The sequence below is a fragment of the Ruania suaedae genome (assembly GCF_021049265.1).
Lineage (GTDB): Bacteria > Actinomycetota > Actinomycetes > Actinomycetales > Beutenbergiaceae > Ruania > Ruania suaedae.
Genome location: NZ_CP088018.1, coordinates 56,948 through 80,718, shown reverse-complemented (window position 1 = coordinate 80,718; position 23,771 = coordinate 56,948). Strand labels below are relative to the sequence as shown.

Below are 23,771 nucleotides of genomic sequence, written 5' to 3'. Positions count from 1 at the left end.
CCGCCCTCGATCAGTCGCGTCAGCGGGTGACGAGCGGCGCCATCCCGGACGAGCGGGCCACGGCGCCGGAGTCACCGGTCACCGCCAGCCAGTTCGCGAGCAGCCGGTGCCCGCCCTCGGTGAGGACCGACTCGGGGTGGAACTGCACCCCGTGCAGCGGCAGCGAGTGGTGCTCCAGCCCCATCACGATGCCGTTCGCGGTGGTGGCCGTGACCTCGAGCTCGGCCGGCACCGTCTCGGCCGTCACCGCGAGGGAGTGGTAGCGGGTGGCGGTGAACGGGGAGGGCAGCCCCTCGAAGACGCCGGCTCCCTCGTGGGAGACCTGCGAGGTCTTGCCGTGCATCAGTTCCGGGGAGTGGGTGACCACACCGCCGAAGAGTTCGCCGAGCGCCTGGTGTCCCAGGCACACCCCGAGCATCGGCAGGCCGGCCTCGGCGCAGCGTTCGATGATGCGCAGCGACTCGCCCGCCTCCTTGGGAGTGCCAGGCCCGGGCGAGACGAGCACGCCGTCGTAGCCCTCGAGCACCTCCGGCTCGGCGAGCGCGGGGTCGTCGTTGCGCAGGACCACCGTCTCGGCCGCCAGCTGCTGCAGGTAGCCGACGATCGTGTAGACGAAGCTGTCGTAGTTGTCGACCACGAGCACCCGCGCCATCAGGACCCTCCGACCGTCTGGTCGTTGAACGGCATGTAGGGGGCGATCGCCGGGAACACCCACGTGAACAGCACGGCGACGACCGCGGCGAGCAGGATCAGGGACAGCAGTGCCTTCACGGCTGCGGGGCCGGGAAGGATCCGCCAGATCGCGGCATACATCAGGAAGCCTCCAACAGCTCGGCGGGCATCCCGTCCTCGAGCGGGATCCAGTGGTCCAGCTGCGCGTGCACGATGTAGCGCTCCGCGGTGGACCACAGCGGGTGACAGGTGGTCAGGGTGAGCATCGCCTCGCTCGCCTCCACGCCGGGCTCGCCGGGCACCGGTGCGATGACGTCGATCTCGGTGGGCAGCACGATGCGGTGGTCGGTGACCTTGTAGACGTACCAGGCGGTGTGGGTCTGCACGATGACCGAGTCGCCGGCGGCGAGGGTGTCGATGTCGTAGAACGGGCGGCCGTAGGTCTGGCGGTGACCGGCTACGGAGAAGTTGCCGACCTGCCCGGGCATGGCAGTGTCGGGGTAGTGGCCGACCATCCCGGCGTCGAGCACGTCGGGCCGCGAGACGCCTTCGGCCACGGGCCACCGGTAGTCAGTGCCCCAGTCGGGGACCCACAGCGCGGCGAACGTCTCGCCGGAGAGGTCGACCGGCTCCGGTTCGGCCGGGGGCTCCTCGGTGCGCTCCTGCCCGGCGACCTCGGGGATCTCCACCTCGAGACCCTCGGTGAACTGCGAGACGGCCTGGTCAGCCTCCCGCGCGCCTTCCACGTCGGTCCACCACAGCTGCCACACCACGAACAGGCCCAGCAGCAGGCCGGCGGTGATCAGCAGTTCGCCGAACCCCCCGACGAGGCTGGCTCCGACGCTCGCGCGCCGCGGCCGCTGGACACGCCGGCGGGACGCCGCCTCCTCCTCGTCCCGCTGGTCCTGCGCGATCTCGTCCAGGCGGCTCATCCGATGTCTCCCAGGTCGTCAAGGTCGGCGAGACCAGGCCCCGCGGCCGGCTGCCAGCTGATGGGCTCCTCGCCCGGCAGTCGTGCGTACTCCATCGACAGGCCCCCCTCGATCCGCGGCATCTCGAGCCGCTCCTCGTCCTCGACCGAGTATCCCAGGCTCACCCTGTCCACGTACTCGCGGTACGTGCGCACGGCGGGGGACTGGTCGAGCCCGGCGCGGAGGGCGTCCACCTCGCCGATGCCGGAGATGATGTAGGGAGGGGAGTAGACGTTGCCGTCCACCAGCAGCACGTTCCCGACGCAGCGGATGTCGGTGAGCGGCCCCAGCCGGTGCCCCTGCACGGTGATCGCCTCGGCGCCACCGGACCAGAGCGCGTTGATCACGCCCTCCAGGTCCTGCTGGTGGACGAGCAGGGAGTCCGCGCTGACGCCCTCGGGCGCGTCGTGGATGAGCGGGGAGTCCGACAACGACACCGTGACCCCCGGGCCGCTGACGGCGGTGCGCCCGGCCGCCATCTCGGTGGCCGGCGTCAGCGGGTCGCCGGTGCCGACGGAGGCATCCCGGGCGAGCAGCTCGTTCACCTCATCCTCGAGGGATTGGTAGCGGGCGTTCGTCTCGTCCAGTCGGGCGGCCTCGGAGCGGACCAGATCCTCCAGGTCCACCGGCTGACGGTTGTCCTCGCCGGCGAACAGCGAGGCGTTGGTGGCGAACAGCAGGCCCGCGAGCACGCCGACGACGCCCACCCCCAGCGACATGCCGGTCCGGTGAGCGTCCGTGCTGCGCCCGCTCATGGTCCCAGCATAGGTTGCGCGGTGGCCGCGGCCTACGCCTGCCGTCCACTCGGGCGGGCCCGGCGCCCGCATGCCACGATGGGCCCATGAGCACCGAGGCACAGATCGCCGTCGACGACTATCTGGTGGGCGCCCTCGTGACCGAGGACGAGGCGCTTCTCGCCGCGCGGGAGTCCGCCACCGAGACCACGATGCCTGGCGCCGCCGTCGCCCCCAACCAGGGCAAGCTGCTCGCGCTGCTCGCCACGATGGTCGGCGCCCGCCGGGTGCTGGAGATCGGCACGCTGGCCGGGTACAGCACCATCTGGCTCGCTCGCGCTCTCAAGGCCGGGGGGCGGGTGGTCACGCTCGAGGTCTCGGAGCAGAACGCCGCGGTCGCGCGGCGCAACCTCGATCACGCCGGGGTGGGGGACGTCGTCGACCTCATGCTCGGGCCGGCGGCCGAGAGTGCCCAGCGGCTGATCGACACCGGCCAGGAGCCCTTCGACCTCGTGTTCATCGACGCCGACAAGCCCAGCAACGCCACCTACCTGCGCGCAGCGCTGGAGCTCACCCGCCCGGGCAGTGTGATCGTGCTCGACAACGTGGTGCGCAGCGGCCGGGTGGTGGGCCCGGAGGCCGGTGACGACCCGGACGTGCGCGGCGTGCACGAGGCGCTCGCGCTGGCCGGCCGTGACCCGCGTCTGGACGGGACCGCCCTGCAGACGGTCGGCTCCAAGGGCTGGGACGGCTTCGCCCTCCTGCGCCGCATCGCCTGAGCCGTGGTCCCCACCGGCGCCGTGATGCCACCCAGCCCCTACGGCCCCTACGCCTTCGTCTTCTGGAATGACGAGCTCACCGAGGCCGGGATCCGCACCCAGGTGGCCGAGCTGGCGGCGGCCGGCTTCCGGGGCCTCACGCTCAGCGCCCGGATCGGCCTGAGCCGGGAGGTCGGCTACCTGACGGCGGACTACCTGCGCCTGGTGCGCCTGTGCGTCGAGGAGTGCGCCGCCCACGGGTTGTCGGTGATGCTCTATGACGAGGCGTCCTACCCCTCCGGTTCGGCGAACGGCGCCGTGGTGGCGCGTGACCCGGCGTTCGCGGCGCAGTGCCTGGTGCGGCTCAGCACCGACGTCACCGTGGCCGCCTCGGGTGAGGTGGAGTTCTGGCGACCGGACCTGGGGCGCGCACCGGACGCCGTCGTGCTGGCGGTGGTGGCCACCCCCGTGCGCGAGGGGCGGGCCGTGCTCGCCGAGGCGAGGACGCTGGAGCTCCAGCCCCCGGGCCTGGTGGAGCTCGATCTGGCGCCGGGCACCTGGCGGGTGCATGCCGTCGTGGCCGGGCCCTCCGGCGGCACGATCCGCGGTGCGCACGCCGATCAGGACGACGGCTCGGCGCTGGCACCGCCGGCCGCGGACCTGCTCAACCCCCGCGCGGTGGCCACCTTCCTGGAGGTGACGCACGACGCCTACGCCGCCGCGCTCGGCGATCACGTGGGCTCGACGGTGGTGGCGATGTTCACCGACGAGCCCTCGTTGCTCGGACGCGGGCACCGCCCGGGTGCCGTGCCGTACACCCCGGGGCTGGAGCGGCTGGTGGCAGAGCGCACCGGCGCCGACGTGGCCGACGTGCTGCGCGGGCTGCCGGCCCTGTGGGAGGACAGTGAGGACCCTGCGGACGGCGCTCCGTTCCGCCGGCAGTGGGAGGCCACCGTCCGCGCGCGGCTGCACGAGGTGTACTACGGGGCGCAGTCGGCCTGGTGCGCCGCCCACGGGATCGCCCTGACCGGTCACGCCGCCGAGGGCGACGATCTGGGCACGACCACGCTGCTGGACTGGCCCGGGCAGGACACCGTCTGGCGGTGGGTGCTGCCGGGCCCGACTGCCCTGCTCGGCCCCGAGAGCACCGCGGCGAAGGTCGCCGGCAGCGCCGCCGCCACCACCGGTGCGCCCACGGCGGTGGCCGAGGTGCTCGGCGCCTACGGCTGGCAGCTGACGATGGACGAGGCGAAGTGGCTGCTCGACTGGTACCTCGCTCGCGGGGTCGCCACCCTCGTGCTGCACGCCTTCTTCGATTCCGTGCGCGGCAACCGCGCCTTCGAGAGCGAACCCGATCTGGGCCGCCACCACCCGTGGTGGCCGCACCTGCCCGCCGTCGTGGGCTACCTGGCGCGGATGGCGGACCTGCTCACCGCCGCGCCTGCGCAGGCCCCGGTCGCCGTGCTCGCCGACGACGTCCACGCCCCCGACGCCGTGGCCGCGACGCTGCTGCAGCGCCAGATCGATCTGCACTACGTCACCGTCGGCCAGCTCGCCACGGCCCGCAGACAGGGGGCCACAGAGCAGGGGCGGCTCATTCTCGGCGGGCAGCGCTACGCCGTCGTGGTGGACGCCCGCCCCGGGCCTGCTGGGCAGAACATGCCGGAGCTGGACGTGCCGGTGGTCAGCGCCGGCGAGCGGGACTGGGCCGACCGCGTAGCCGGTCTGCTCGAGGAGGCCGGTGCGGCGCTGCTGCGCACCGCCGAGCCGCAGCCGGACCTGCGGGTGGCCCAGGCCGCCGGGGGCTGGCTGCTGGTCAACGAGGGTGAGCAGGAGTTCCGCACCACCGTGGCCCTGCCCGACGGCGTGGGGCCCGGCTGGTCGTGGTGGTTCCCGTTCGAGGACGCCCGTGTCCCCGTGACCGGCGACGGCGCAGCTCCCCTGCTCCTGCAACGCCGGCAGAGCGTGTGGCTGGGGCCGGACAGTGACGCGGTAGAGCTCGACCGCTGGCCGGGCGAGGCCGGGGCGGGGCGCACCCTCGAGGTCAGGGGATGGCGGGGGACGCCGTCGCAGGCCCCGCACGGGCACGGGCTCCCGGGCGTGGACGGCCTGCCCGAGGGCGTGGACTGGTGCACCCGGGCGGGTATGCGCCGATTTGTCGGGACCGTGGACTACACCACCGAGATCGACCTGGGTGAGGCCGCCGGCAGCGCGGTGCTGGACCTCGGCGAGGTGGGCGAGGTGGCGGCGGTCTCGGTCAACGGCACGCCGGTGGCGACCCTGGGGTGGGCCCCCTACCGGTGCACGGTGCCGGCCGGCCTGTTACGCGCGGGAAGCAACCAGCTGACGGTGCGCGTGAGCAACGCGGCCGACGTGTACTACCGGGGCGCGCACCTGCGTTCGGGGCTGCTCGGCCCGGTGCGCCTGCACTGCCCGTAGGATGTCCGCAGACGTCACGAGGAGATCGAGCATGCCCGAGTCGAAGTCCCGCAAGAAGACCGCTTACACGCCGCCGCCCGAGCCTGCGGCGCCGAAGGCGAACCCGAGTTGGTGGGCGCCCACGATGCTCACGCTGATGATCGCCGGGCTGGTGTGGGTGGTGGTCACCTACATCTGGCAGTCCGGCGGGCCGATCCCCGGGATCGGTTCGTGGAACCTGGCCATCGGCTTCGCGCTGATGATGGTCGGGTTCGTGATGACCATGCGCTGGCGCTGACATGCCCCGCACGCCGCTGAGCGAGAAGGCTGCCGAGTTGCTGCGCCGGCCCAACCCGGCCGTGATGGCGACGGTGCACCCCGACGGTTACCCCGTCTCGGTGGCCACCTGGTACCTCATCGAGGAGGACGGGCGGCTGCTGCTGAACCTGGACGCCGGGCGGGCGCGCCTGAAGCACCTGCGCGACAACCCGCACGTCTCCCTGACGGCGATGTCCGAGGAGAGCTGGTACACCCACGTCAGTGTGCAGGGCCGCGTGGTGGAGATCAGCGACGACGAGGGCCTGGTGGACATCGACCGGCTCTCGATGCTCTACGGCGGCAAGCCCTACCCGGTGCGTGATCGCGCCCGGGTGAGCGTGCGCGTCGAGCTGGACCGCTGGCACGGGTGGGGCGCGGCGCAGGCCGACTGAGGCATTTTCCTTCGTATTGCCGCGGCTTGTCATCGGCTCTGAGGGCAACGCTTGTGAGTTGGGTGCAGAGGCAGTGTTCGACGACATCTGAGCATGTTGCCGAGAAGTGAGAGCCTCCGCACGCGTCGGGCCAGTGCCCTGGAGCGGGACGGGCCCTGCTAATCTCCGGAGCGGGGTGGCCGACCTGGCGGTAAGGATTCCCTCCGGTTCGGCAACGAAGAAGGCCAGGAAGTAGACCCGGTGGTTTCGCCATCTCGCAGCAAGCCTCCACACGGACCTGACTTTCGTCACCCGTGCTGAGCGCGGGTCCGAGTTGCCGTCAGGCAGAAGACCTGCCCGAGCCCGTGCGGCGGGCGCTCGACTCCCGCACGAGAAGTTCGAAGGGCACGCTCTCGTCCACCGGTTCGGTCTCCCCCGAGGCCGACTGCGCCTCCAGCATCCGCAGGGCGATTTCGGCGATGGCCGAGCGGTCCGGGGCGACCGTGGTCAGGGAGGGTGTGACGGCACGCGCGTAGGGGATGTCGTCGAAGCCGACCACGGCGACGTCCTCCGGCACGTGCAGTCCCCGCAGCTGCAGTGCCCGGATCGCACCCAGCGCCACCCAGTCGGTCACGGCGAACAACCCGTCGGGCGGCTCGCCGACCTCGTCCAGCATGGCCTGGGTGGCGCGTTCACCCTCCTCACCCAGGTTGCCGTGGATCGGGCGCATCAGCTCCGGCAGCACCGGGATGTCCGCGGCCTGCAGCGCCTGCTGGTATCCCTCGGCGCGCGGGTCCTCGATCTCGCCAGGGCGCGCTCCGATCATCGCGATCCGGCGGCATCCCTGCTCGAGCAGATGCTCCGTCGCGGTCCGGGCCGCGGCGACGTTGTCGATCGCGACGTGATCGGCCACGTGGCCGTAGTCCTGCTCGCCCAGCAGCACCAGCGGGGTGCGGTCGCCGCGCGCCCGCACGTCAGCCGGCGTCAGGTGCTGGGCGCTGACGATCAGGCCGTCGATGCGCTGCGGGAAGTGCCCCTCCAGTGCGGCGCGCTCCGCGGCGAGGTCACCGCCGGTCTCATGGATGAGGACGAACCATCCGCGTGCCTCCGCCTTCTCGATCACCCGGCCCGCCAGCGAGGCGAAGTACGGCATCTCCAGCCGCGGCACGACGAGGGCGATCACCCCGGCCCTACCCCGCGCCAGATTCCGCGCCGAGAGGTTGGGCCGGTAGCCGACCTCCTCGATGGCCGCCTGCACCCGGGTGCGGGTGGCCTCGGTGACGTGGACGTAGCCGTTGATGACGTTCGAGACCGTCTTCATCGAGACCCCGGCGATCTCGGCGACGTCCGTCAGCCGCGGCCTGGGCGCCTTCGGGTCCGCGGTCATGGCGTCACGTTACTTGCTCCGTGGGTCAGGCCGCCGTCACGCCACCGGCACCAGATCCAACCCGAAGCCCGGGAGGTCGGGGACGACGATCCGCCCCGACTCCATCCGGTAGGCCCCGGCATCGACACCGGTGGTGGCCCCGGGAACGCCCTCGACCACGGCCACATTGCCCAGCCCCGCGGCCAGCTGCGCGGCATAGGCGGTCTTCAGCGGCTGGCCCCAGGCGTGCGGCGACGCCGCCACCCCGAGCTCGGCCAGCAGCGGCATCAGCCGGCGCCATGGCGTCAGGCCGTAGGAGAGGACGTCCATGAGCATCACGTCCACCAGCCCGGACCGGGCGAGCTCGACCATGTGCTCCTCGTCCGGCTCGAACTCGCCGTCGGCGATCAGCACCGGCGAGTCCGTGGTCAGCAGGTGCTCGCGCACCAGGCTCAACCCCTCAGCTTCCTCGTGGAAGGGTTCCTCGATCCAGTACAGGTTGCAGTCGGCGACCGCGCGCAGGAAGGAGACCGTCTCGGCCGGTGTGTACCCGTTGTTCACGTCGACCAGGAGGCGGGCGCCCGGATAGTGCTCGCGCACCGCCCGCGTGACCTCCACGTCCCGGGCAAAACCTGCCTCGCGCTCCATCCAGCGCGCGCCCCGGCCGATCTTGAGCTTGAAGGCGCGGAACCCCGCGGCCCAGTCGGCGGCACAGTTCTCCAGCACCGCGCCGATACCGCGCGGCACCTCCTCGGGATCGAGATCGTCGAAATAGATCGCCCCGGAGTAGCAGGGCACGGATCGCTCCCCGTGGCCGCCCAGCAGCTCGAAGACCGGCACACCGGCAGTGCGCGCCGCCAGATCGTGCAGCGCGAGGTCCAGGGGCTTCGCCGCGGGTTCCAGCAACCCGATCGCCGGGTCGAAGAGCTCGTCCAGGCGGTGTCCGGCCCACTGCTCCAGGTCCCGGGCACTGCCTTCCACCACGCCCCAGCCGCTCCCGCCGGCATCGGCGGTCAGCCGCACCGCACGGGCGCCGAACCCCGACCCGTGGCTACCCAGCCGGGCGTTGCGTCCGATGGTGCGCGGGTACCGGACCTCGATGTCGATGATCTCCACGGCGGTCAGCCGCTGGTCGCTGTGCATCTGTGCTCCTCGCTCCCGTGGGGCCGGGAGGGTCCCGGCCCCACGGACTGTCAGTCGGTGACCCTGCTGCGGCCCTCCAGGTGACCGAGCTCCTGAACTCCGCCACTGCGTAGGCCGACACCGTAGTGCCACCCGTCGAGCGCGCCGGGCTCGGTGAAGTCGATCCGGCCCTGGGTGGTGGTGGTCAGCAGGCGCGTCCACCCGAAGCCGCGGTCGACCCAGACGGCGATCGCGTTGCCGTCCAGGGTGAAGGCCCACGAGTCGCCCGACGAGAGCAGGCCCGGCGTGCAGCAGGCGTTCGTCAGCTCCCCGTCGATCACCACGTCCACGCCGTGCTGGCCACCGATGCCGGTCCACGCCATCACGTAGTTGTCCTCGTCCTTGACGAGCCCGAGGAACTGCGAGTCCGGCGTGATGCCGTTGGCGCCGAACCGCCCGTGCTCGACGGCGACCACCAGCTGGTCACTCACCGGCCCGGACTCGTGCGCGAGCAGCCCGAAGTACGGGCTGTCGGCCTCCGTCCGGAGCGCTCCGGAACCGATGGTCACCTCCGGCAACCCCCGGTTCGCCACAGGCTGGAAGGGCGTGTACTCCGCGCTGGTGTCGGCGCCGAAGTCGTCGCTGACCCCCACCTCGGGGTAGGCCGCCGGGTCGAAGGCGACAATCGAGTCCGAGACGTCCTGGATCGCGCGGTCGCCCCAGCTCGCTGTCGCGGTGAGCGCGACCGACTCCCCCGGGGAGAACGCAGTCCCGCTCGTCACGGTGAACGCGAGGTGCTGCGCTTCCCCCGGTGCCAGGGAGTCGATGGTGTCCGCAGCCTCAGCGCCGGTGGTCCACCCCGCAGGCGCTGCCAGCTCCACGCTCACGTTCGCGATCGTCTCCGCCGTGTCGTTGACCACGGAGACCATCGCCGTCCCGGTCCCGGTCTCCGGCGAGATCTGCGCAGGTGCCTGGTAGACCGAGAGCCGGGTGTCGACCGGCTCGTGGGCGGGCCGCTCGTCGGTCACCCCGACGTCCCCGCTGACCAGCCTCGGCGGCTGGCCGTGCCGGCCGGACCTGGCGCCGAAGACCGACAGGCCCCCGCCGTCACTCGCGAGCCGGATCGTGGCGCTGTCGCCGTCGCCGAGCTGATCGGCGGTGACGGGGACGGCGATCCGGTAGCCGTACCGGTTGCCGAAATCACCGGCCGGCGTACCACGCGAACGTCCGGCCAGCGCCAGCGGGCCGTTCGGATCGTCGGGAAGCAGGGTCGCCGGCAGTTCCTGGCCGTCGATCGAGACGGTCAGAGTCGCCGGGTAGCGGCGGGCACTGGTGATGTGGTTGCGATCGAAGCGTCCGGCCGGTTGCGCGGAAGCCACCTCCATCACCAGGGTCGCCTCCGTGGCCTGCCCGGTGCGGACCTCCTCGGGCACGTCCACCTCGTACTCGAAGTACCCACGGCCGTAGCCGCTCACCCAGTCCGAGTTCCCGTGGGTGGCCGCACCGCCGCTCCACTGCTGATCCAGCACCTGCGAGGGGGAGAATCCCGGCTCGCCGGCGCCCACCGGGGTGTCGAAGGTGAGGTACTGCTCGGCCGCGGTCTCGCCGTCGGCCTCGATCCAGAACCACAGGTAGCCCGCGCGCAGCTCCGGCGGGGTGGTCACCGAGACGGTGCCGGCGTCGGTGACCGTGTACCGCTCGGGGTCGATCGTCTGCGACCCGCTCGCGGCCTCACCCACCCATGTGCCGTCGTCGCGATAGCCCCCGACCCGCCAGCGCAGCTGGGCGCCGTCGAGGTCCAGATCGCTGAAGTGGCTGATCCGGACCGGCACGTCCACCGTGGCGCCGCGCTCGAGGGTCCGGGCGGTCGGCATCATCAGGGCCACGGCGTCATCGCGCTGGAACATCCCGATCGTGCGGGCCCGGCCCTCGTGGTCGAGGAACTCGGGAGAGTTCGGCTGCCGGTCATACCGGAACGGGCTCTGCACCTCCTGCTCGGTCTCGGCGATCTGCACGCCGACGTAGCCCGTCAGCTCGGGATAGCTGCGGAACAGGCTGGCATTGTGCTGGAACTGCCCGCTCTTGACGGCGAACTCGGAGTTCAGCCAGGGCTGGCCCTCCTGGACGCCGTCGTTGAAGTTCCAGCTCGAGCCCGGTTCGATCTGGCCGACTATGCCGTCGAGCAGGTTCTTCCACGCGTCGTAGGTGTCCAGGTAGAAGTGGAAGTCGTTGAGGTCGGTCGAGCCCTCCAGGTGCCCGTTCTGGCAGCACGGTGAGTTGTCGACCACGAGCCGGGAGGGGTCGAGCTCGCGGGTGAGGTCGACCATCCGGCGGACGTAGCCGACGGCATCCGGGGCGATCGGCTGCTGGAACGGCTGCTCGTTCAGCCCCCAGGACTCGTTGAACGCCGTCCAGATCACGATCGAGGGGTGGTTGTGATCGCGGTTGAGCGTATTCCGCAGCAGTTCCTCGAAGAGCTCCTCGGAGCGAGGATCGCCCTGGGAGCCCCAGCCGGCGTTGGGCATGTCGTACCAGATCAGCATGCCGGTCCTGTCGGCCCAGTGGTAGTACGCGGGCTCGTTGACCTTGAGGTGATGGCGCACCACGTTGAACCCGAGATCGCGGGCGTTGCGCAGGTCCGTGAGCATCGACCCTCGGCCGGGTTCGGCCTCGGTGCCGGTCTGCAGGTCCGGGCCGGCCGTCTCACCGGTGTAGGTGTACAGGCCCCACGGGTTGTACCCCTGGTCCAGCACGCCGCGGATGTAGAGCGGGCGGTTGTTGAGGTAGATGTACTGGTACTCGCCGTCCTGGCCGGGCGCCCAGTCGCGTTCGATGCTGCGCATCCCGAAGGAGGTGCGGACCCCGTCCTGGTTCAGCAGCCGGAAGTCGGCGGTGTAGAGCGCGGGATCGTCGGTGTCCCACAGGTGCGGGTCCTCGATCGGCACCCGGACGCTGCCTCGACCGTCCTCGAGGTGCACGCGCGCCCGGTTGAGGACGACATCACCATCCGGATCGGTGATGGTCACGATCACCGGTGGGCGCCCACGGACGGCCTCGGCGGTCACGTCGATCGTGACGAAGGCTTCCGACGGCGACCTCGAGTCTCCCTCGAAGGTCAGTTCGGGCGTCACATGCGTCTGCGTCAGGCGTGCTCCGCGGTAGGGCTCGATCCAGACGGACTGCCAGATGCCGCCGGCGTCGCTGAACCACCCCTCGCCGGCTCCCTCGATCGGCGGGTCGCCGGTCTGCTTGCCCTGGGGGTAGGGGGTCTCGCGCTCGATGGAGGGCGCCTCGACCCGGATGGCCAGGGTGTGGGTCGAGCCCGGGCGAAGCCTGCCCAGATCGGCGCTGATCTCGGTGAAGCCGTCGCCGGAGTACGGCAGCACGGCCTCGCCGTCGAGCCAGACCGCGGCGCCGTAGTCGGCGGCGCCGATGCGCAGCCTGACCGCACCGTCGTTCGGGAAGTCCTCCGGCACGGTGAAGGAGCGCTGGTACCAGACGGTGCCCTGGTAGGCGGCGTGGGCGCTGAGGAAGGTCTCACTGGTGGCGAGCTCCTCCTCGCCCCAGGCGGCCAGGGACTGGTAGGCGAACGGCACCCGGATCGCCCGGTCCAGCTCGTGGTCGGGGTCGAACCAGCCCTCGGACTCCCCCACGTCGTCGGGGTCGAACGCGAAGGACCAGGTGCCGTTCAGGGTGAGCCACGCGTCCTCGGTGAAGGGGCGCCGGTCGGCATCCGGGCGCGGGTACTCGGCCCGGGCCGGGTCGGTCTCGCGCGCCAGCTCGAGCCGGACCGAGGACCCGACGGTCGTGGAGGCGAACGTATAGCCCTCCTTGGCTGCGATCACCAGGGCCGCGTCGGCCGGCACGTCCTGCAGGACGAAGGTGCCGTCGGCGTCGGAGCTGGTGACGGCCTCCGTGCGCGAGGCGTGCACGGAGGCGGACTCGATGGGCTCGCCACTGTCGGCGTCCACGATCTGTCCACGGACCGTCGTCGTCGTGGTGGTCATGGGATCCTCCTCCGCGGACCCGCCGTGCGGGACGGCGGTGGCGATCGACATCGGCACGAGCAGGGCGCAGGCGGTGAGCATCGTTGCTCCGATCCGCATGCGGGGTCGGTCAGGCATGGTGGCGCTCCGTTCGGGTCATTGTTTGACTGCTCCGGCGATGGAGTCGACAAATTTGCGTTGCAAAGCGATGAAGATGGCCATGACCGGGACCAGGGAGATCATGGCGGCGGCGGCCAGGCCCGACCAGTCGGTGGAGTATTCGCCGATGAAGGCGCTCATCCCGACCGCGAGGGTGCGCAGGGCCGGTTCGGAGAGGGTGAATACCAGGGGCAGCAGGTAGACGTTCCACGCGAACAGGAACGTCAAGATGATCACCGTGGCGGTGATGGGCCAGGCCAGGGGGAGCATGATCTGGGCGAAGATGCGGATATGTCCGGCCCCGTCCAGGCGGGCGCATTCCTCGAGCTCTTTGGGCAGCCCACGAAAATAGCCGGCGTAGAGGAGGGTGGCGGCGACCTGCCCGCCCGCGCCCAGGCCGAGGATGACGCCGAGATGGGTGTTGAGCAGCCCGATCTGGTCGGTGAGCTGGACCACGGGGATGATGGTGTAGCCCTCGGGCAGGAAGAACGTGATCAGGAAGATCCCGATCAGCAGCTTCTTGCCGATGAAGTCATACCGGCCCAGCACATACCCCGCCAATGCCGAGCGGACCACGATCAAGGCCACGGTCCCGCCGGTGATGATGACCGAGTTCAGGAAATACCTGTCGAACCCGACCACGGTCCAGGCGCGGGAATAGTTCTCCCAGACTGGAGTCTCGGGGATCAGGCCCAGCCCGGAGCCGAAGATCTCCGGTTGGGTCTTCAACGAGGCCGAGACCAGCCAGATGAAGGGGTAGATCCAGATCAACGCCAGCACTACCAACCCGGCGAAGACCATCAGGCTCCCGGGCCGGCGGATCAACACCCGCAGACTGTCGGGGCGATCGGGACGTAGCCCCCGCAGCTTGGAGGTGGACACGGGCGTGGTGGTCATTTCATGGCTCCTGTGGCTCGGCGGGCCCACCGCAGGCCTACTGCCTGGGCGACGGCGATGCCCATGGTCAATAGCCCGAACAGCACTGCTGCGGCTGAGGCATACCCCAGCTGGGGCACGGTGGCCCCGAAGGCGGTGCGGAAGATGAAGATCTCGATCACTTCCGAGGAGAACGAGGGTCCACCGCCCGTCATCGTGTACATCAGGTCGAAGACGTTCAGCGCACCGACGGTGTCGATGAGGGTGATGATCACCAGGAACGGGATCAGCAGCGGCAACGTGATCCGGGTGAACTCCTGGACCGGGCGGGCGCCATCGATCATCGCCGCCTCGTGGACCTCCTGCGGGATGGTCTGCAACGCGGCCAGCCAGTAGATCATCGTGATCCCCAACCACTTCCACACCCACACCGCCACCCCTGCCAGCAGCGAGGTGTCGGTGCTGGCGACGAAGTTGGCCGGGGAGTCCAGCAACCCCATCCCCACCATCGCCACACTGATCGGGCCACCGGCATCGAGCAGCAGGGTGAACACCACCCCGATGATCGCCCCGGTGGTCACCACCGGCAGGAAGAACAGCGTGCGCAGCAGCCCCTTGAACGGGGTCCGCTTCCGGTTCAGCAGGATCGCCAGGAGCAACGCCAATCCCACTCGGGCCGGGACCGCCAATATCAGGAAGAGGAACGAGTTCTTGAACGCGTTCCAGAACAGATCGTCAGCAGCAAGCCGCTCGAAGTTCTCGATCCCGATGAACGTGCCCGCATCAGCAAACCCCGGCCAGTCCAGGAACGCGAACCACCACGAGGCCACCAACGGGTAGACCGTGTACGCCCCGTACCCGGCCACCGTCGGCAGCAGAAACAGGTAGATCCACCAATCCCGACGCAACCGACGCCACACGCCGAGCTTGGCCGGACGGGGCGTGGACCGCAGTTCCCGGCGTTCTTCCAGAGCGGCCACCATCACACGCCCCTCACTGTCGCCACGACATGCTCAGCGAGCGTCATAGTCCTCAATCGCGTAGTCCGTCTCGGGATCCCAGTTGGAGAAGACCCACGCCTCCTGGTCCACCTCCGCACCCTCGCCCTGCACCACCTCGAGGGCGCGCTCACGCTCGGCGCTCATCGCCTCCCGGTAGGTGCGCAGCTCGGCCGCGACGTCGAGGTCCTCACCGCTGAGCGCCGACTGCAGGATCGTGCCGATGCCGGGTTCGACCGGCCGCATCTCCGCCAGGACCCGCCAGGCCTCCGGATGGCCGATCTCGGGTGCCGGTGCGATGCGGACATCCTCGGCGAATCGGGCCACCATGTCGCGGTAGGCCGGGTGCACATCCGCCGTCTCCACGGCATCCAGCAGGGCGGGCGGCTGGTCCATCGCGGTGGCGAGCGCGGCCTGGAAGTCCTCCTGCGTCATCCGCAGCAGCAGTTCCGCCGCTGCCTCGGGTTGGGCGGAGTCGGTCGAGACCCAGAAGACCCCGCCGGCCGGGCCGGAGCGGACCGAGCGCATCTGCGAGTCCGGGCGCGGGATCGACCAGCATCCGAGGCCGCGCTCGACCACGTCGGGTGACTCGGAGGCGAGGTCGCCGATGAACCACGGGCCCCACGGGTAGATGGCCCCCTCACCGGCGGCCCACCGGGCGGTGGCGTCGCGCGGGATCATCGCCGGCGACGACGGGTGGATGAGCTCGTCCTGCTGCAGCGAGAGGAGGAACTCGAACGCCTGCACGAACGGGTCGGAGTCCTGCACGTACTCCCCCGTGCGCCAGTCGATCTCGCCCGGCGCTCCGGCCGTCATCGCCAGCTGAACCACGATCGCATTGAGGTAGTTCGGATTCTGGGCGGGCAGGAAGATGCCGTGGGCATCGGTGTTGTCCCGGACCTGCCGTGCGACCGCGCGCAGGTCGTCCCAGGTCACCGGCTCGTCCTCCGGGTCGACCCCGGCCTGTTCGAGCAGCTCGGCGTTGTACCAGGGAATCGTGGCGTGCTGGCGGGAGGAGAACAGCGGCACCGCATAGACGTCGCCGTTGAAGCGGTGCAGGCCGTCGAAGATCTGATCGGCCACCGGACTGGAGGCGAAATCGGCGAAGTCGCTGATCGGCTGGAACCAGCCCTCGCTCACCAGCGCCGCCGGCGCCGCGTCCAGCCCCGCCAGCGAGTGCACATCCGGCAGCTGATTGCTCCGGCGCGCCACCTGCAGCGCCTGCCCCAGGTCGGCCGCGGCCAGCTCGCGCCGCTCGATCGTGATGTCGGGGTTGTCCTGCGTGTAGGGATCGAAGAGATCCTGTTCGAGCATCTGGGTCAGCGGACGGAACTGGTCCCACCACTGCAGGGTGCCGTCACCGCCCCCGCCGGTCTCCTCCTGGGAACTCTGACCACCGCCCGTGCAGCTGGCGAGAACAGTGGCCAGGGCTCCGGCGCCCGAGGCCCCGAGGAACTGACGGCGGCCCAGCGGCATCCGCCCTGAGGTGGCGCGGCCGGTGATTCGTGTTGTGCTCATGGCAGACTCCTTCGTCATGTGTGCGCGAGCCTCAGCTCGGGCTCATCGTCCAGTTGTGGGGGACCGTCTTGGGTGTGTAGATGCCGCGCGGGAGCTCGTCCTGGAGACGGAGCATCCATTGCGCCAATCGCCACAGCAGCTCGTGGCGGAACTCTGCGTAGGCAGGATCGTCGATCAGATTGACCACCTCGCCGGGATCGGCGGCCAGGTCGTACAGCTCACCGGTGTTGTTGCTGTGCAGGACGAGCTTGTGATCGCCTCGCCGGAGCATCCGTGAGCGACCGCTCTGGGTCACCGAGTTCAGCGAGTCGATGGTCGGCCCCTCGTACGGGAAGTGCAGGGGCGGCCGTTCGGAGGACTCATACATCAGCCCTCCGAAGCCGCTCTCGGCGTATATGGAGTCGAACTCCTCCTTCGGGGCGGGCCCGCCCCGAAGGAGGGGCAGCAGGTCGCGGCCTTGGACGCCGTCGGGAAGGCTCGCGGCCACCAGTGCGCACAGGGTGGGCATCAGGTCGGCGATGGAGACCAGCTCCTCGCGCACCTGACCGGGCGCGACCCCGGCTCCGGAGAAGAACAGCGGCACCCGCACCAGGCACTCCGGCAGCCCCGCCCCCTTGCGCTGCAGGCCGAAGTCACCGGTGTAGTCGCCGTGGTCGCTGACGACGATCACCAGCACCTCCCCGTCGAGCCGCGCGCGAGCGTGCTCGACGAGACGCCGGATCTGGTCATCGAGCAGCCGGAGCATCCCGCAGTAGTTCGCGCGGTAGCGCCGCCACTGCCCGTCGTAACCGGGTCGCTTCTCCTCGAAGAGCTCCTGCAGCCACCGCCAGTGACCACCCTTGGCGCGGGCCGCCTCCGGACCGTGCGCACGCGGGGGGATCTCCTCCTCGGCGAACAGGCTGAAATAGGGCTCGGGCACCTGGAACGGGTTGTGGGGCTCCGGGAACGAGGCCCAGAGGAACTGCGGGCCCTCGCGCTCAGCGGCCGCATCCAGGTCGGCGATCGCATCGCTGACGATCCGGTACGGCAGCTGGCTCTCGAGCGGGAAGGGCGTCGCCTCGGTCGCCACCCCGAAGTCGAGCTCGTCGAGCCACGCATCGAAGTCGCCGTGCGCGCGATCGCGCACCGGACCGCCGGCATGGAAGTACGGCCCGGCGAAGTGGTCGAAGTCGTTTGCGCCGGGATGCATGTGGGGCTTGCCGGTGAAGCTGAGCCGATAGCCGGCCTCTCTCAGCACCTCGAGCAGGTCCGTGTCGTACCAGGCGTGCGCGGCGTTGCTGTTCTGGGTCACCCGGTGTGCGGAGGGCCACCGGCCGGTGAGCAGGCTCTCGCGCGCCGGCACGCACGCAGGCGCCGTCGTGTAGGCGCCGGGGAAGACGCAGCCCTCGGCCGCCAGGGCGTCACAGAACGGCATCGTGTCCAGCGCGAACCCGGAGCCGCGGGTGTACCCGGCGCGCTGCTGGTCGGTCATGATCAGCAGGATGTGCGGCGGCTGTTCCGGCGTGGCGCGCGTCATGGTCACCTCCTCCGGCTCAGGCCCAGCGCCAGTTGTGGGCACGGGTTCTCGGCCGGTAGTCGCCCTCGGGCAGGTCGTCGGCCACGCGCAGCATCCACTGCACGAGCTGGAGGAGCAGACGTTCACGGACCTCGCGGTGCCCGGGATCGGTGCTCAGGTCGTGGGTCTCGGCCGGGTCGTCGCTCAGGTCGTACAGCGCCACCTCGCCGGTGTCATCGGTGACGAGCTTGTAGCGACCGTCCACCACCATCCGCATCTCCCCGCTCTGGGTGACGCTGTTGAGCTCGTCGAAGGTGGCGCCGTCGTAGGAGAAGTGCAGCGGCGGGCGATCGTCCTCGCCGTAGGACACCCCGCCGTAGCCGTGCTCGCCGTACATGGTGGCGAACTCCGACGGCGGCGCCTCCTCCCCCCGCAGCAGCGGTGTCAGCGAGCGCCCCTGCACGCCGGCGGGGAGGGGGGCGCCGATCCACTCGGCGAGGGTGGGCAGCAGGTCCACGATGGAGACCAGCTCGCTGCGGTGCTGGGCCTGCACGTCCGGTCCCGCGATCGCCAGCGGGATCCGCATCAGTGCCTCGGGCACGCCGGCCCCCTTGCGCTGCAGCCCGTAGTCGCCGGTGAAATCACCGTGATCGGACAGGAAGATCACGATGGTGTTCTCGAGCCCGCCCGGGCGTTGCTCGAGGTGGTCCAGGAGCCGGCCGATCTGATCGTCGATCAGTCGCAGCATGCCCAGGTAGTTGGCGCGGTAGCGGCGCCACTGGTCGTCGAAGCCGGGGCGCTTGTCCTCGATGAGGCGGTGCAGCCACCGGAACCGCCATCCCATCCGGTCCAGCACCTCGGGCCCGACCAGGCGCTCCGGCACGTCGGCTTCGTCGAAGAGCGAGAAGTAGGGCTCGGGCACCTGGTAGGGATTGTGCGGCTCGGGGATGGAGACCCAGAGGAAGTACGGGTCGGGCTGCTTCGCCTCGATCGCCTCGATCGCGCCGTCGACGATCCGCGACGGCAGCTGGGACTGCACACCGAAGGGGGTGGGCTCGGCGGCCACCGCATGGTCGAGCTCGCGCAACCAGGTATCGAAGGCGGCGTGCTCTCCGCTCCGGTCCGGTCCGCCGTCGTGCAGGAAGGGGCCGTGGAAGGTGTCGAAGTCCTCGGGGCCGGGGTGCATGTGGGGCTTGCCGCTGAAGTGCAGTGAGTAGCCGGCCGCTCTGAGCATCTGCAACAGGTCCTGGCTGTAGTAGGCGTGCTCGGCGGTGCTGTTCTGGCGGACCCGGTGCGCGGAGGGGAACCGGCCGGTGAGCAGGCTGGTGCGCGCCGGCACGCAGGCGGGGGCGCTGGTGTAGGCCCGCTCGAAGCGGACGCCGCCGGCCAGCTGCGCATCGAGCCGAGGCATCGTGTCCGGGCCGCCCTCGGCAGCCGTGCAGCCGGCACGCTGCTGATCGGTCATCAGGACGACGATGTTCGGGGGTGTGCTCGATGCCATGAGCGCTGCTCGGCCCTTCCAGAGGTGACTGCGGTGTCGGATCCAGACTTTACAGCGCTGTAGAAGCGGATGTCCAGCGTTTCGCGACAGCGATTTCCAGCGCTTACCTCGGCGGGATTCCGCGGATCGCGACCGGGGCTCGGCACGGTCCCTCGACCGCAGCGACACAGCGGCGTGGAGTGCGGGCACATGCTGCCGCAGATCGACGCAGGCGTGTCGATCCGGTCACCGGCCGCCGGCCGGCACGCGAGATCCGACGGCACTCTCCGGGCGCGCGGATGCCCACAGGCTGTGCACCTACCTGTGGAGAACTACAGGCTTGTGATTTCCCCAGCTGGGGGTAACCCTGTGGAGAACTACACCCGTGTCATTCGCCCCGAGTCACGGGCGGGCCAGACCTGGGGAGCGAATCCGGCTACGCCAGCAGCGCGACGGTGAGCACGCCGAGCAGCAGCGTCATCCCGGCCACGCCCAGCACGGCGCCGACCGACCGGCGCTCCTTGGGCAGATAGGCGAACAGCGTTCCCAGGGCCGCACCGATGACCAGCCCACCCAGGTGCGCCTGCCAGGAGATCGCGGCGATGGTGAAGGTCAGCACGACGTTGATCGCGATCACCACGAGGATCTGACGCGCATCCCGGCCGGTACGGCGAAGCACCACCGCGATCGCGGCGAAGAGCCCGAACACCGCACCGGAGGCGCCGACGGTCGGGATGCCCGCGTTCTCGGGTGAGGTCAGCAGCACCACGGCCACCGAGCCGCCGAGAGCGCTGACGAGATAGAGCGCTGCGAATCGCCACCGTCCGAGCATCTGCTCGAGGAAGGGCCCGACGATCCACAGCGCGTACATGTTGAACAACAGGTGCAGCCAGCCGGCGTGCAGGAACGCCGAGGTGATCAGGCGCCACGGCTCCTCCGAGGCGAACGCCGGCACCAGCCAGAAGTCCGAGCGCAGCCCGGGCACGAGATACGAGGCGAGGAACGCCAGCACGCACAGGCCGATGAGCGTCATCGTCACCACCGGCCGGCCGCTGCGACTGACTCGTCCGCCCAGCACGGTCCGCGTCGGGCGGGCGGACTGCTGCGCCTCGCGGACGCAGTCGACACAGTGCACCCCGACGGCCGCCGGCCGCTGACACTCGGGGCAGGTCGGCCGCGAGCAGCGTTGGCAGGTGACGTACGAGACCCGGTCCGGATGGCGCGGGCAGACCGGCGGACCGGCCTGTCCGCCGCCACCCGGGGCCGGCGCCGCGGGGTAACTGGTCATGCGGGTGTCAGTCGATGATCTCGATGGAGGTGATCACGATGTCCTCCACCGGGCGGTCGTTGCGGGGGTCGGTGGAGACCGCGTTGATCTGGTCCACGACGGCGGCCGAGGCCTGGTCCTTCACCTTGCCGAAGATGGTGTGCTTCCCACGCAGCCACGGGGTGGGGGCGGTGGTGATGAAGAACTGCGAGCCGTTGGTGCCCCGGCCCATCTGGATACCGGCGTTGGCCATGGCGAGCACGTGCGGCTCGGCGAACGTCAGCTCCGGGTGGATCTCGTCGTCGAAACGGTAGCCGGGGCCGCCGGTCCCGGTGCCCAGCGGGTCCCCGCCCTGGATCATGAAGTTCGGGATCACCCGGTGGAAGATCGTCCCGTTGTAGAGGGGGTCGTTGCTCTCGGCCCCGGTCTCGGGGTGGGTCCAGGTCCGCTCGCCGGTGGCGAGCTCGGTGAAGTTCTTCACCGTCTTCGGGGCGTGGAAGGGGAAGAGCTCGACGGTGATGTCGCCGGCGGAGGTGTGCAGAATCGCGTCCATACCTGCCATCTTCGCACTCTTTCCGGCGCCGCCGAAGAAGCCGGGCACTCCACCTCCCGACGGTCTGCCGGGGCCCACCGGGGCCAGACATGTGCAGATCATACGAGCGGGTGGCACGATAGGGGTGGACCATCCGAACCACATCCGAGAATCCGTGGGCGCCCGCGGGACGTGAGCTAGGGAGTCATATGTCGCGCAAGCAGAAGGTCAACACCAAGCAGCTCCGGAACCAGGCCGAGGAAGCTGGCAAGGTCGCGCGGCAGCTCGCCGACCAGAGCAAGGACTGGGCCGGGCCGCAGGTGGACAAGGCCAAGGAATGGGCCTCCCCCCGCGTGGACTCCGCCGTCGAGTGGGCCAGCCCGCGCGTGGAGAAGGCCTGGAAGGCCGGGGTCACGGCCGCCGCTCCCCGGATCGCGGACGCCGCCGAGAAGAGCAGGGGCGCGGTCGACGTCGCGCACGACACCCTGGTCGACCGGATCCTCCCGCGCGTGGTCCAGGCCATGGAGGACGCGGCCAAGGCCGCCGGGACCAGTGCGGACGACCTGCAGAGCAGGGCGAACTCGGTGATCGACGCCGCCAGTGACGCCGTCGCGAAGCAGGAGAAGAAGGCCAAGGGCCGCAGCAAGGTCGGCAAGACCGTGGGATGGGTACTCGTGGGCGCCGCCGTGGTCGGCGCCGGCGTACTGGTCTGGAAGCGCACGCAGCCCACCGAGGACCCGTGGGCCGAGGAGTACTGGGACGACGCTCCCGCGCCGACCGAGAAGGCCAAGCACGCCGCCGGCCAGGCCGGTGCCGCCGCCTCGGGTGCAGCAGCCTCCATCAAGGAGTCCGCCACCGCGGCCGCCGAGAAGGTCGCGCAGAAGGCCGGCGAGGTCAAGGACTCCGCCACCGGCGCCGCGCGCGACGTCTCCGAGGACGCCAAGGACGCCGCCGACGAGGCCAAGGGCGCCGCCCAGGAGGCCGCGAAGGAGTCCAAGGACGCGGCGCAGGACGCTGCGGACGAGGTCAAGGACGCGGCTGACGAGGCCAAGGACGCCGCGGAGGATCACGGCAACAAGTCCTGACACCACCACCGAGAGATCCCTCGCCGGTCTGGTCCGCCAGACCGGCGAGGGATCTGTCGTTGGGGCAGGCGATCGGCTGCGACGAGGGAGCGCTCAGACATGGATGTGGTGATCGGCGTCGACGCCTCCACCACCGGGACCAAGGCCGTCGCGTTCGGTCCTGACGGCACGGTGCACGCGATCACGCGGACCTCGATCGCGCGTCGCTCCCCCGAGCCCACCTGGCACGAGCAGGACGCGCAGGAGTGGTGGGATTCCACTCTCGAGGTGCTCACCGGCGCCGCCGCCGAGCTCGAGGCGGCCGGGCACACGGTGCGCGGGCTCGGGCTGACTGCCCAGCGGGAGTCGTTCGTCTGCCTCGATGACGCCGTGCGGCCCATCCGGCCGGCGATGCTGTGGCTGGACGCCCGGGCGGGTGCGCAGGTCGAACGGTTCGGTGACGAGGACGTCCACCGCATCTCCGGCAAGCCACCCTCGACCACGCCGAGCTTCTACAAGCTGGCCTGGCTGGCCGAGCATGAACCCGCCACGATGCAGGCCGCGCGCTACGTCGCCGACGTGCACGGCTTCCTGAGCCACCGGCTCACCGGGAGTCTGGTCACCTCGAGCGCATGCGCCGACCCGATGGGCCTGGTGGACATGGCCACCGGGGACTGGGCCGACGAGTTGCTGGCACGGGTCGGCCTCGATCGCGACCGGCTCCCGGCCCTGACCGAGCCCGGCACGCAGATCGGGGGCCTGCTCCCGGAGGTCGCCGCCCGCACCGGGCTACCGGCAGGACTGCCCGTGGTCGCCGGCGCGGGGGACGGCCAGTGCGGTGGGCTCGGCTCCGGCGTCTCGCGCCAGGGCCGGGCCTACCTCAGCCTCGGCACCTCCGTCACGCTCGGTGCTCACGCTCCCGACGGCGCCCCGCACTCCTGGGACTACCGCCTCCTCGGCAGCCCGCTCGGCACCGGGATGACGGTGGAGGGCTACATCAACTCCGGCGCCCTCTCGGTGGCCTGGTTCCGGAAGGCATTCGCCGGCGCGATCCCGGAGGATCCCGCCGAGCTGGAACAGCTCCTGGACTCGACCGCCCCGGGCGCGGGCGGGCTGCGCTACCTGCCTTACCTGAGCGGGTCGACCACGCCGTACTGGGACGAGCGCGCCCGCGGGACGTTCATCGGCTTCACCGAGAGCCACGGCGCCGGCGAGTTCTACCGGGCCGTGCTGGAGGGCCTGGCGCTGGAGGCCAAGGTGCTGCTGGACCGGCTGGAGGTGCCGGCGGGGCGGATCGAGGAGATCACCGTGATCGGCGGCGGCTCGGCCTCCGACACCTGGCTCTCGATCATCGCCGGCGTCCTCGGCCGGCAGCTGGCCATCGGTGTCACCACCGAGGCGACGGCGCTGGGCGCCGCGATCCTGGCCGCGAGCGCCGTGGGCCTCGTCCCCGGGGGTGTGGCCGCAGCCGCCGAGGCGATGGTGGGGGTGGAGCGCCGGATCCAGCCGGACCCGGCCCTGATGGAGGTCTACGGGCCGGCGTCGGCGTCCTACGCCCAGCTGTACCCCGCGCTGAAGGACTGGTTCCGCAGCTGAGGCCGCGGCCCGACGCCATCGACACCGCTGCGCCGGTCTGCCGCAGCAGAGGTCCGCAGGATGACGTATC

Annotated in this window: 20 protein-coding genes; 6 read left to right on the top strand and 14 right to left on the bottom strand. The window is 70.7% G+C overall.

Features of this window, described 5'->3' with window-relative positions:
* Positions 1–19 precede the first annotated feature (19 nt).
* Genes LQF12_RS00365 through LQF12_RS00350 form a run of 4 tightly spaced genes read right to left on the bottom strand, consistent with a single transcriptional unit; the run spans position 20 to position 2,398 of the window.
* Positions 20–652 (bottom strand): aminodeoxychorismate/anthranilate synthase component II, encoded by a 633-nt coding sequence (locus LQF12_RS00365; RefSeq protein WP_231054032.1) that lies wholly within the window; start codon positions 650–652, stop codon positions 20–22.
* The gene (locus tag LQF12_RS00360; RefSeq protein ID WP_231054031.1) at positions 652–813 is read right to left on the bottom strand and encodes a hypothetical protein; all 162 of its coding nucleotides are present in this window, start codon (positions 811–813) and stop codon (positions 652–654) included. The genes LQF12_RS00365 and LQF12_RS00360 overlap by 1 nt, the downstream gene beginning before the upstream one ends.
* Positions 813–1,604, bottom strand: a complete 792-nt coding sequence (locus LQF12_RS00355) for a class E sortase (protein ID WP_231054030.1) — start codon at positions 1,602–1,604, stop codon at positions 813–815. Before LQF12_RS00355 ends, LQF12_RS00360 begins: the two co-directional genes overlap by 1 nt.
* Positions 1,601–2,398: a DUF881 domain-containing protein gene (locus tag LQF12_RS00350; protein WP_231054029.1), complete on the bottom strand. Its 798-nt coding sequence runs from the start codon at positions 2,396–2,398 to the stop codon at positions 1,601–1,603. The genes LQF12_RS00355 and LQF12_RS00350 overlap by 4 nt, the downstream gene beginning before the upstream one ends.
* Positions 2,399–2,484: 86 nt before the next feature.
* Between LQF12_RS00350 and LQF12_RS00345 the strand changes: the two genes are divergently transcribed.
* The 4 genes from LQF12_RS00345 to LQF12_RS00330 are packed head-to-tail and all read left to right on the top strand — an operon-like array spanning position 2,485 to position 6,263.
* Positions 2,485–3,156, top strand: a complete 672-nt coding sequence (locus tag LQF12_RS00345) for an O-methyltransferase (RefSeq protein ID WP_231054028.1) — start codon at positions 2,485–2,487, stop codon at positions 3,154–3,156.
* 3 nt (positions 3,157–3,159) lie between these two features.
* Complete coding sequence (locus tag LQF12_RS00340; RefSeq protein WP_231054027.1) at positions 3,160–5,574, top strand: hypothetical protein; 2,415 nt, start codon at positions 3,160–3,162, stop codon at positions 5,572–5,574.
* Between the two features lie 31 nt (positions 5,575–5,605).
* A complete protein-coding gene (locus LQF12_RS00335) occupies positions 5,606–5,851 on the top strand; it encodes a cell division protein CrgA (RefSeq protein ID WP_231054026.1) in 246 nt (81 codons plus the stop codon).
* A gap of 1 nt (position 5,852) precedes the next feature.
* On the top strand, positions 5,853–6,263 hold the full coding sequence (locus tag LQF12_RS00330; RefSeq protein WP_231054025.1) for a TIGR03618 family F420-dependent PPOX class oxidoreductase: 411 nt from the start codon (positions 5,853–5,855) through the stop codon (positions 6,261–6,263).
* Positions 6,264–6,582: 319 nt separating this feature from the next.
* On the opposite strand, the gene LQF12_RS00325 is transcribed toward LQF12_RS00330, so the two are convergent.
* The 10 genes from LQF12_RS00325 to LQF12_RS00280 form a co-directional block, all read right to left on the bottom strand.
* Positions 6,583–7,629, bottom strand: a complete 1,047-nt coding sequence (locus tag LQF12_RS00325) for a LacI family DNA-binding transcriptional regulator (protein WP_231054024.1) — start codon at positions 7,627–7,629, stop codon at positions 6,583–6,585.
* A 36-nt stretch (positions 7,630–7,665) separates the two neighbouring features.
* A complete protein-coding gene (locus LQF12_RS00320) occupies positions 7,666–8,751 on the bottom strand; it encodes an enolase C-terminal domain-like protein (protein WP_231054023.1) in 1,086 nt (361 codons plus the stop codon).
* Positions 8,752–8,801: 50 nt separating this feature from the next.
* Positions 8,802–12,854 carry a glycoside hydrolase family 2 TIM barrel-domain containing protein gene (locus tag LQF12_RS00315; protein WP_231054022.1) on the bottom strand — a complete coding sequence of 1,351 codons (4,053 nt, stop codon included), beginning with the start codon at positions 12,852–12,854 and terminating at the stop codon, positions 8,802–8,804.
* Between the two features lie 18 nt (positions 12,855–12,872).
* On the bottom strand, positions 12,873–13,772 hold the full coding sequence (locus LQF12_RS00310; RefSeq protein WP_231054021.1) for a carbohydrate ABC transporter permease: 900 nt from the start codon (positions 13,770–13,772) through the stop codon (positions 12,873–12,875).
* The gene (locus LQF12_RS00305; RefSeq protein ID WP_231054020.1) at positions 13,769–14,734 is read right to left on the bottom strand and encodes a carbohydrate ABC transporter permease; all 966 of its coding nucleotides are present in this window, start codon (positions 14,732–14,734) and stop codon (positions 13,769–13,771) included. Before LQF12_RS00305 ends, LQF12_RS00310 begins: the two co-directional genes overlap by 4 nt.
* Positions 14,735–14,764: 30 nt before the next feature.
* Positions 14,765–16,267, bottom strand: coding sequence for an ABC transporter substrate-binding protein (locus LQF12_RS00300; RefSeq protein WP_231054019.1), 1,503 nt, complete (start codon positions 16,265–16,267; stop codon positions 14,765–14,767).
* A 31-nt stretch (positions 16,268–16,298) separates the two neighbouring features.
* Positions 16,299–17,783, bottom strand: coding sequence for a sulfatase-like hydrolase/transferase (locus LQF12_RS00295; RefSeq protein ID WP_231054018.1), 1,485 nt, complete (start codon positions 17,781–17,783; stop codon positions 16,299–16,301).
* Between the two features lie 16 nt (positions 17,784–17,799).
* On the bottom strand, positions 17,800–19,263 hold the full coding sequence (locus LQF12_RS00290; RefSeq protein ID WP_231054017.1) for a sulfatase-like hydrolase/transferase: 1,464 nt from the start codon (positions 19,261–19,263) through the stop codon (positions 17,800–17,802).
* Positions 19,264–19,678: 415 nt separating this feature from the next.
* The gene (locus LQF12_RS00285; RefSeq protein WP_354004687.1) at positions 19,679–20,275 is read right to left on the bottom strand and encodes a rhomboid family intramembrane serine protease; all 597 of its coding nucleotides are present in this window, start codon (positions 20,273–20,275) and stop codon (positions 19,679–19,681) included.
* A 262-nt stretch (positions 20,276–20,537) separates the two neighbouring features.
* Entirely contained in the window at positions 20,538–21,062 is a 525-nt protein-coding gene (locus tag LQF12_RS00280) for a peptidylprolyl isomerase (RefSeq protein WP_231054015.1), read from the bottom strand.
* A gap of 188 nt (positions 21,063–21,250) precedes the next feature.
* Here LQF12_RS00280 and LQF12_RS00275 point away from each other — a divergent pair, with 188 nt between their 5' ends.
* Together LQF12_RS00275 and LQF12_RS00270 are read left to right on the top strand one after the other, a co-directional pair.
* Entirely contained in the window at positions 21,251–22,126 is an 876-nt protein-coding gene (locus LQF12_RS00275; RefSeq protein WP_231054014.1) for a hypothetical protein, read from the top strand.
* Positions 22,127–22,225: 99 nt separating this feature from the next.
* Complete coding sequence (locus LQF12_RS00270) at positions 22,226–23,701, top strand: xylulokinase (RefSeq protein ID WP_231054013.1); 1,476 nt, start codon at positions 22,226–22,228, stop codon at positions 23,699–23,701.
* Positions 23,702–23,771 lie beyond the last annotated feature (70 nt).

Coding starts and splice junctions, on each gene's coding strand:
- LQF12_RS00365 (WP_231054032.1), bottom strand. CDS start 652: ATGGCGCGGGTGCTCGTGGTCGACAACTACGACAGCTTCGTCTACACG.
- LQF12_RS00360 (WP_231054031.1), bottom strand. CDS start 813: ATGTATGCCGCGATCTGGCGGATCCTTCCCGGCCCCGCAGCCGTGAAG.
- LQF12_RS00355 (WP_231054030.1), bottom strand. CDS start 1,604: ATGAGCCGCCTGGACGAGATCGCGCAGGACCAGCGGGACGAGGAGGAG.
- LQF12_RS00350 (WP_231054029.1), bottom strand. CDS start 2,398: ATGAGCGGGCGCAGCACGGACGCTCACCGGACCGGCATGTCGCTGGGG.
- LQF12_RS00345 (WP_231054028.1), top strand. CDS start 2,485: ATGAGCACCGAGGCACAGATCGCCGTCGACGACTATCTGGTGGGCGCC.
- LQF12_RS00335 (WP_231054026.1), top strand. CDS start 5,606: ATGCCCGAGTCGAAGTCCCGCAAGAAGACCGCTTACACGCCGCCGCCC.
- LQF12_RS00330 (WP_231054025.1), top strand. CDS start 5,853: ATGCCCCGCACGCCGCTGAGCGAGAAGGCTGCCGAGTTGCTGCGCCGG.
- LQF12_RS00325 (WP_231054024.1), bottom strand. CDS start 7,629: ATGACCGCGGACCCGAAGGCGCCCAGGCCGCGGCTGACGGACGTCGCC.
- LQF12_RS00320 (WP_231054023.1), bottom strand. CDS start 8,751: ATGCACAGCGACCAGCGGCTGACCGCCGTGGAGATCATCGACATCGAG.
- LQF12_RS00315 (WP_231054022.1), bottom strand. CDS start 12,854: ATGCCTGACCGACCCCGCATGCGGATCGGAGCAACGATGCTCACCGCC.
- LQF12_RS00310 (WP_231054021.1), bottom strand. CDS start 13,772: ATGACCACCACGCCCGTGTCCACCTCCAAGCTGCGGGGGCTACGTCCC.
- LQF12_RS00305 (WP_231054020.1), bottom strand. CDS start 14,734: ATGGTGGCCGCTCTGGAAGAACGCCGGGAACTGCGGTCCACGCCCCGT.
- LQF12_RS00300 (WP_231054019.1), bottom strand. CDS start 16,267: ATGAGCACAACACGAATCACCGGCCGCGCCACCTCAGGGCGGATGCCG.
- LQF12_RS00295 (WP_231054018.1), bottom strand. CDS start 17,783: ATGACGCGCGCCACGCCGGAACAGCCGCCGCACATCCTGCTGATCATG.
- LQF12_RS00290 (WP_231054017.1), bottom strand. CDS start 19,263: ATGGCATCGAGCACACCCCCGAACATCGTCGTCCTGATGACCGATCAG.
- LQF12_RS00285 (WP_354004687.1), bottom strand. CDS start 20,275: ATGACGCTCATCGGCCTGTGCGTGCTGGCGTTCCTCGCCTCGTATCTC.
- LQF12_RS00280 (WP_231054015.1), bottom strand. CDS start 21,062: ATGGACGCGATTCTGCACACCTCCGCCGGCGACATCACCGTCGAGCTC.
- LQF12_RS00275 (WP_231054014.1), top strand. CDS start 21,251: ATGTCGCGCAAGCAGAAGGTCAACACCAAGCAGCTCCGGAACCAGGCC.
- LQF12_RS00270 (WP_231054013.1), top strand. CDS start 22,226: ATGGATGTGGTGATCGGCGTCGACGCCTCCACCACCGGGACCAAGGCC.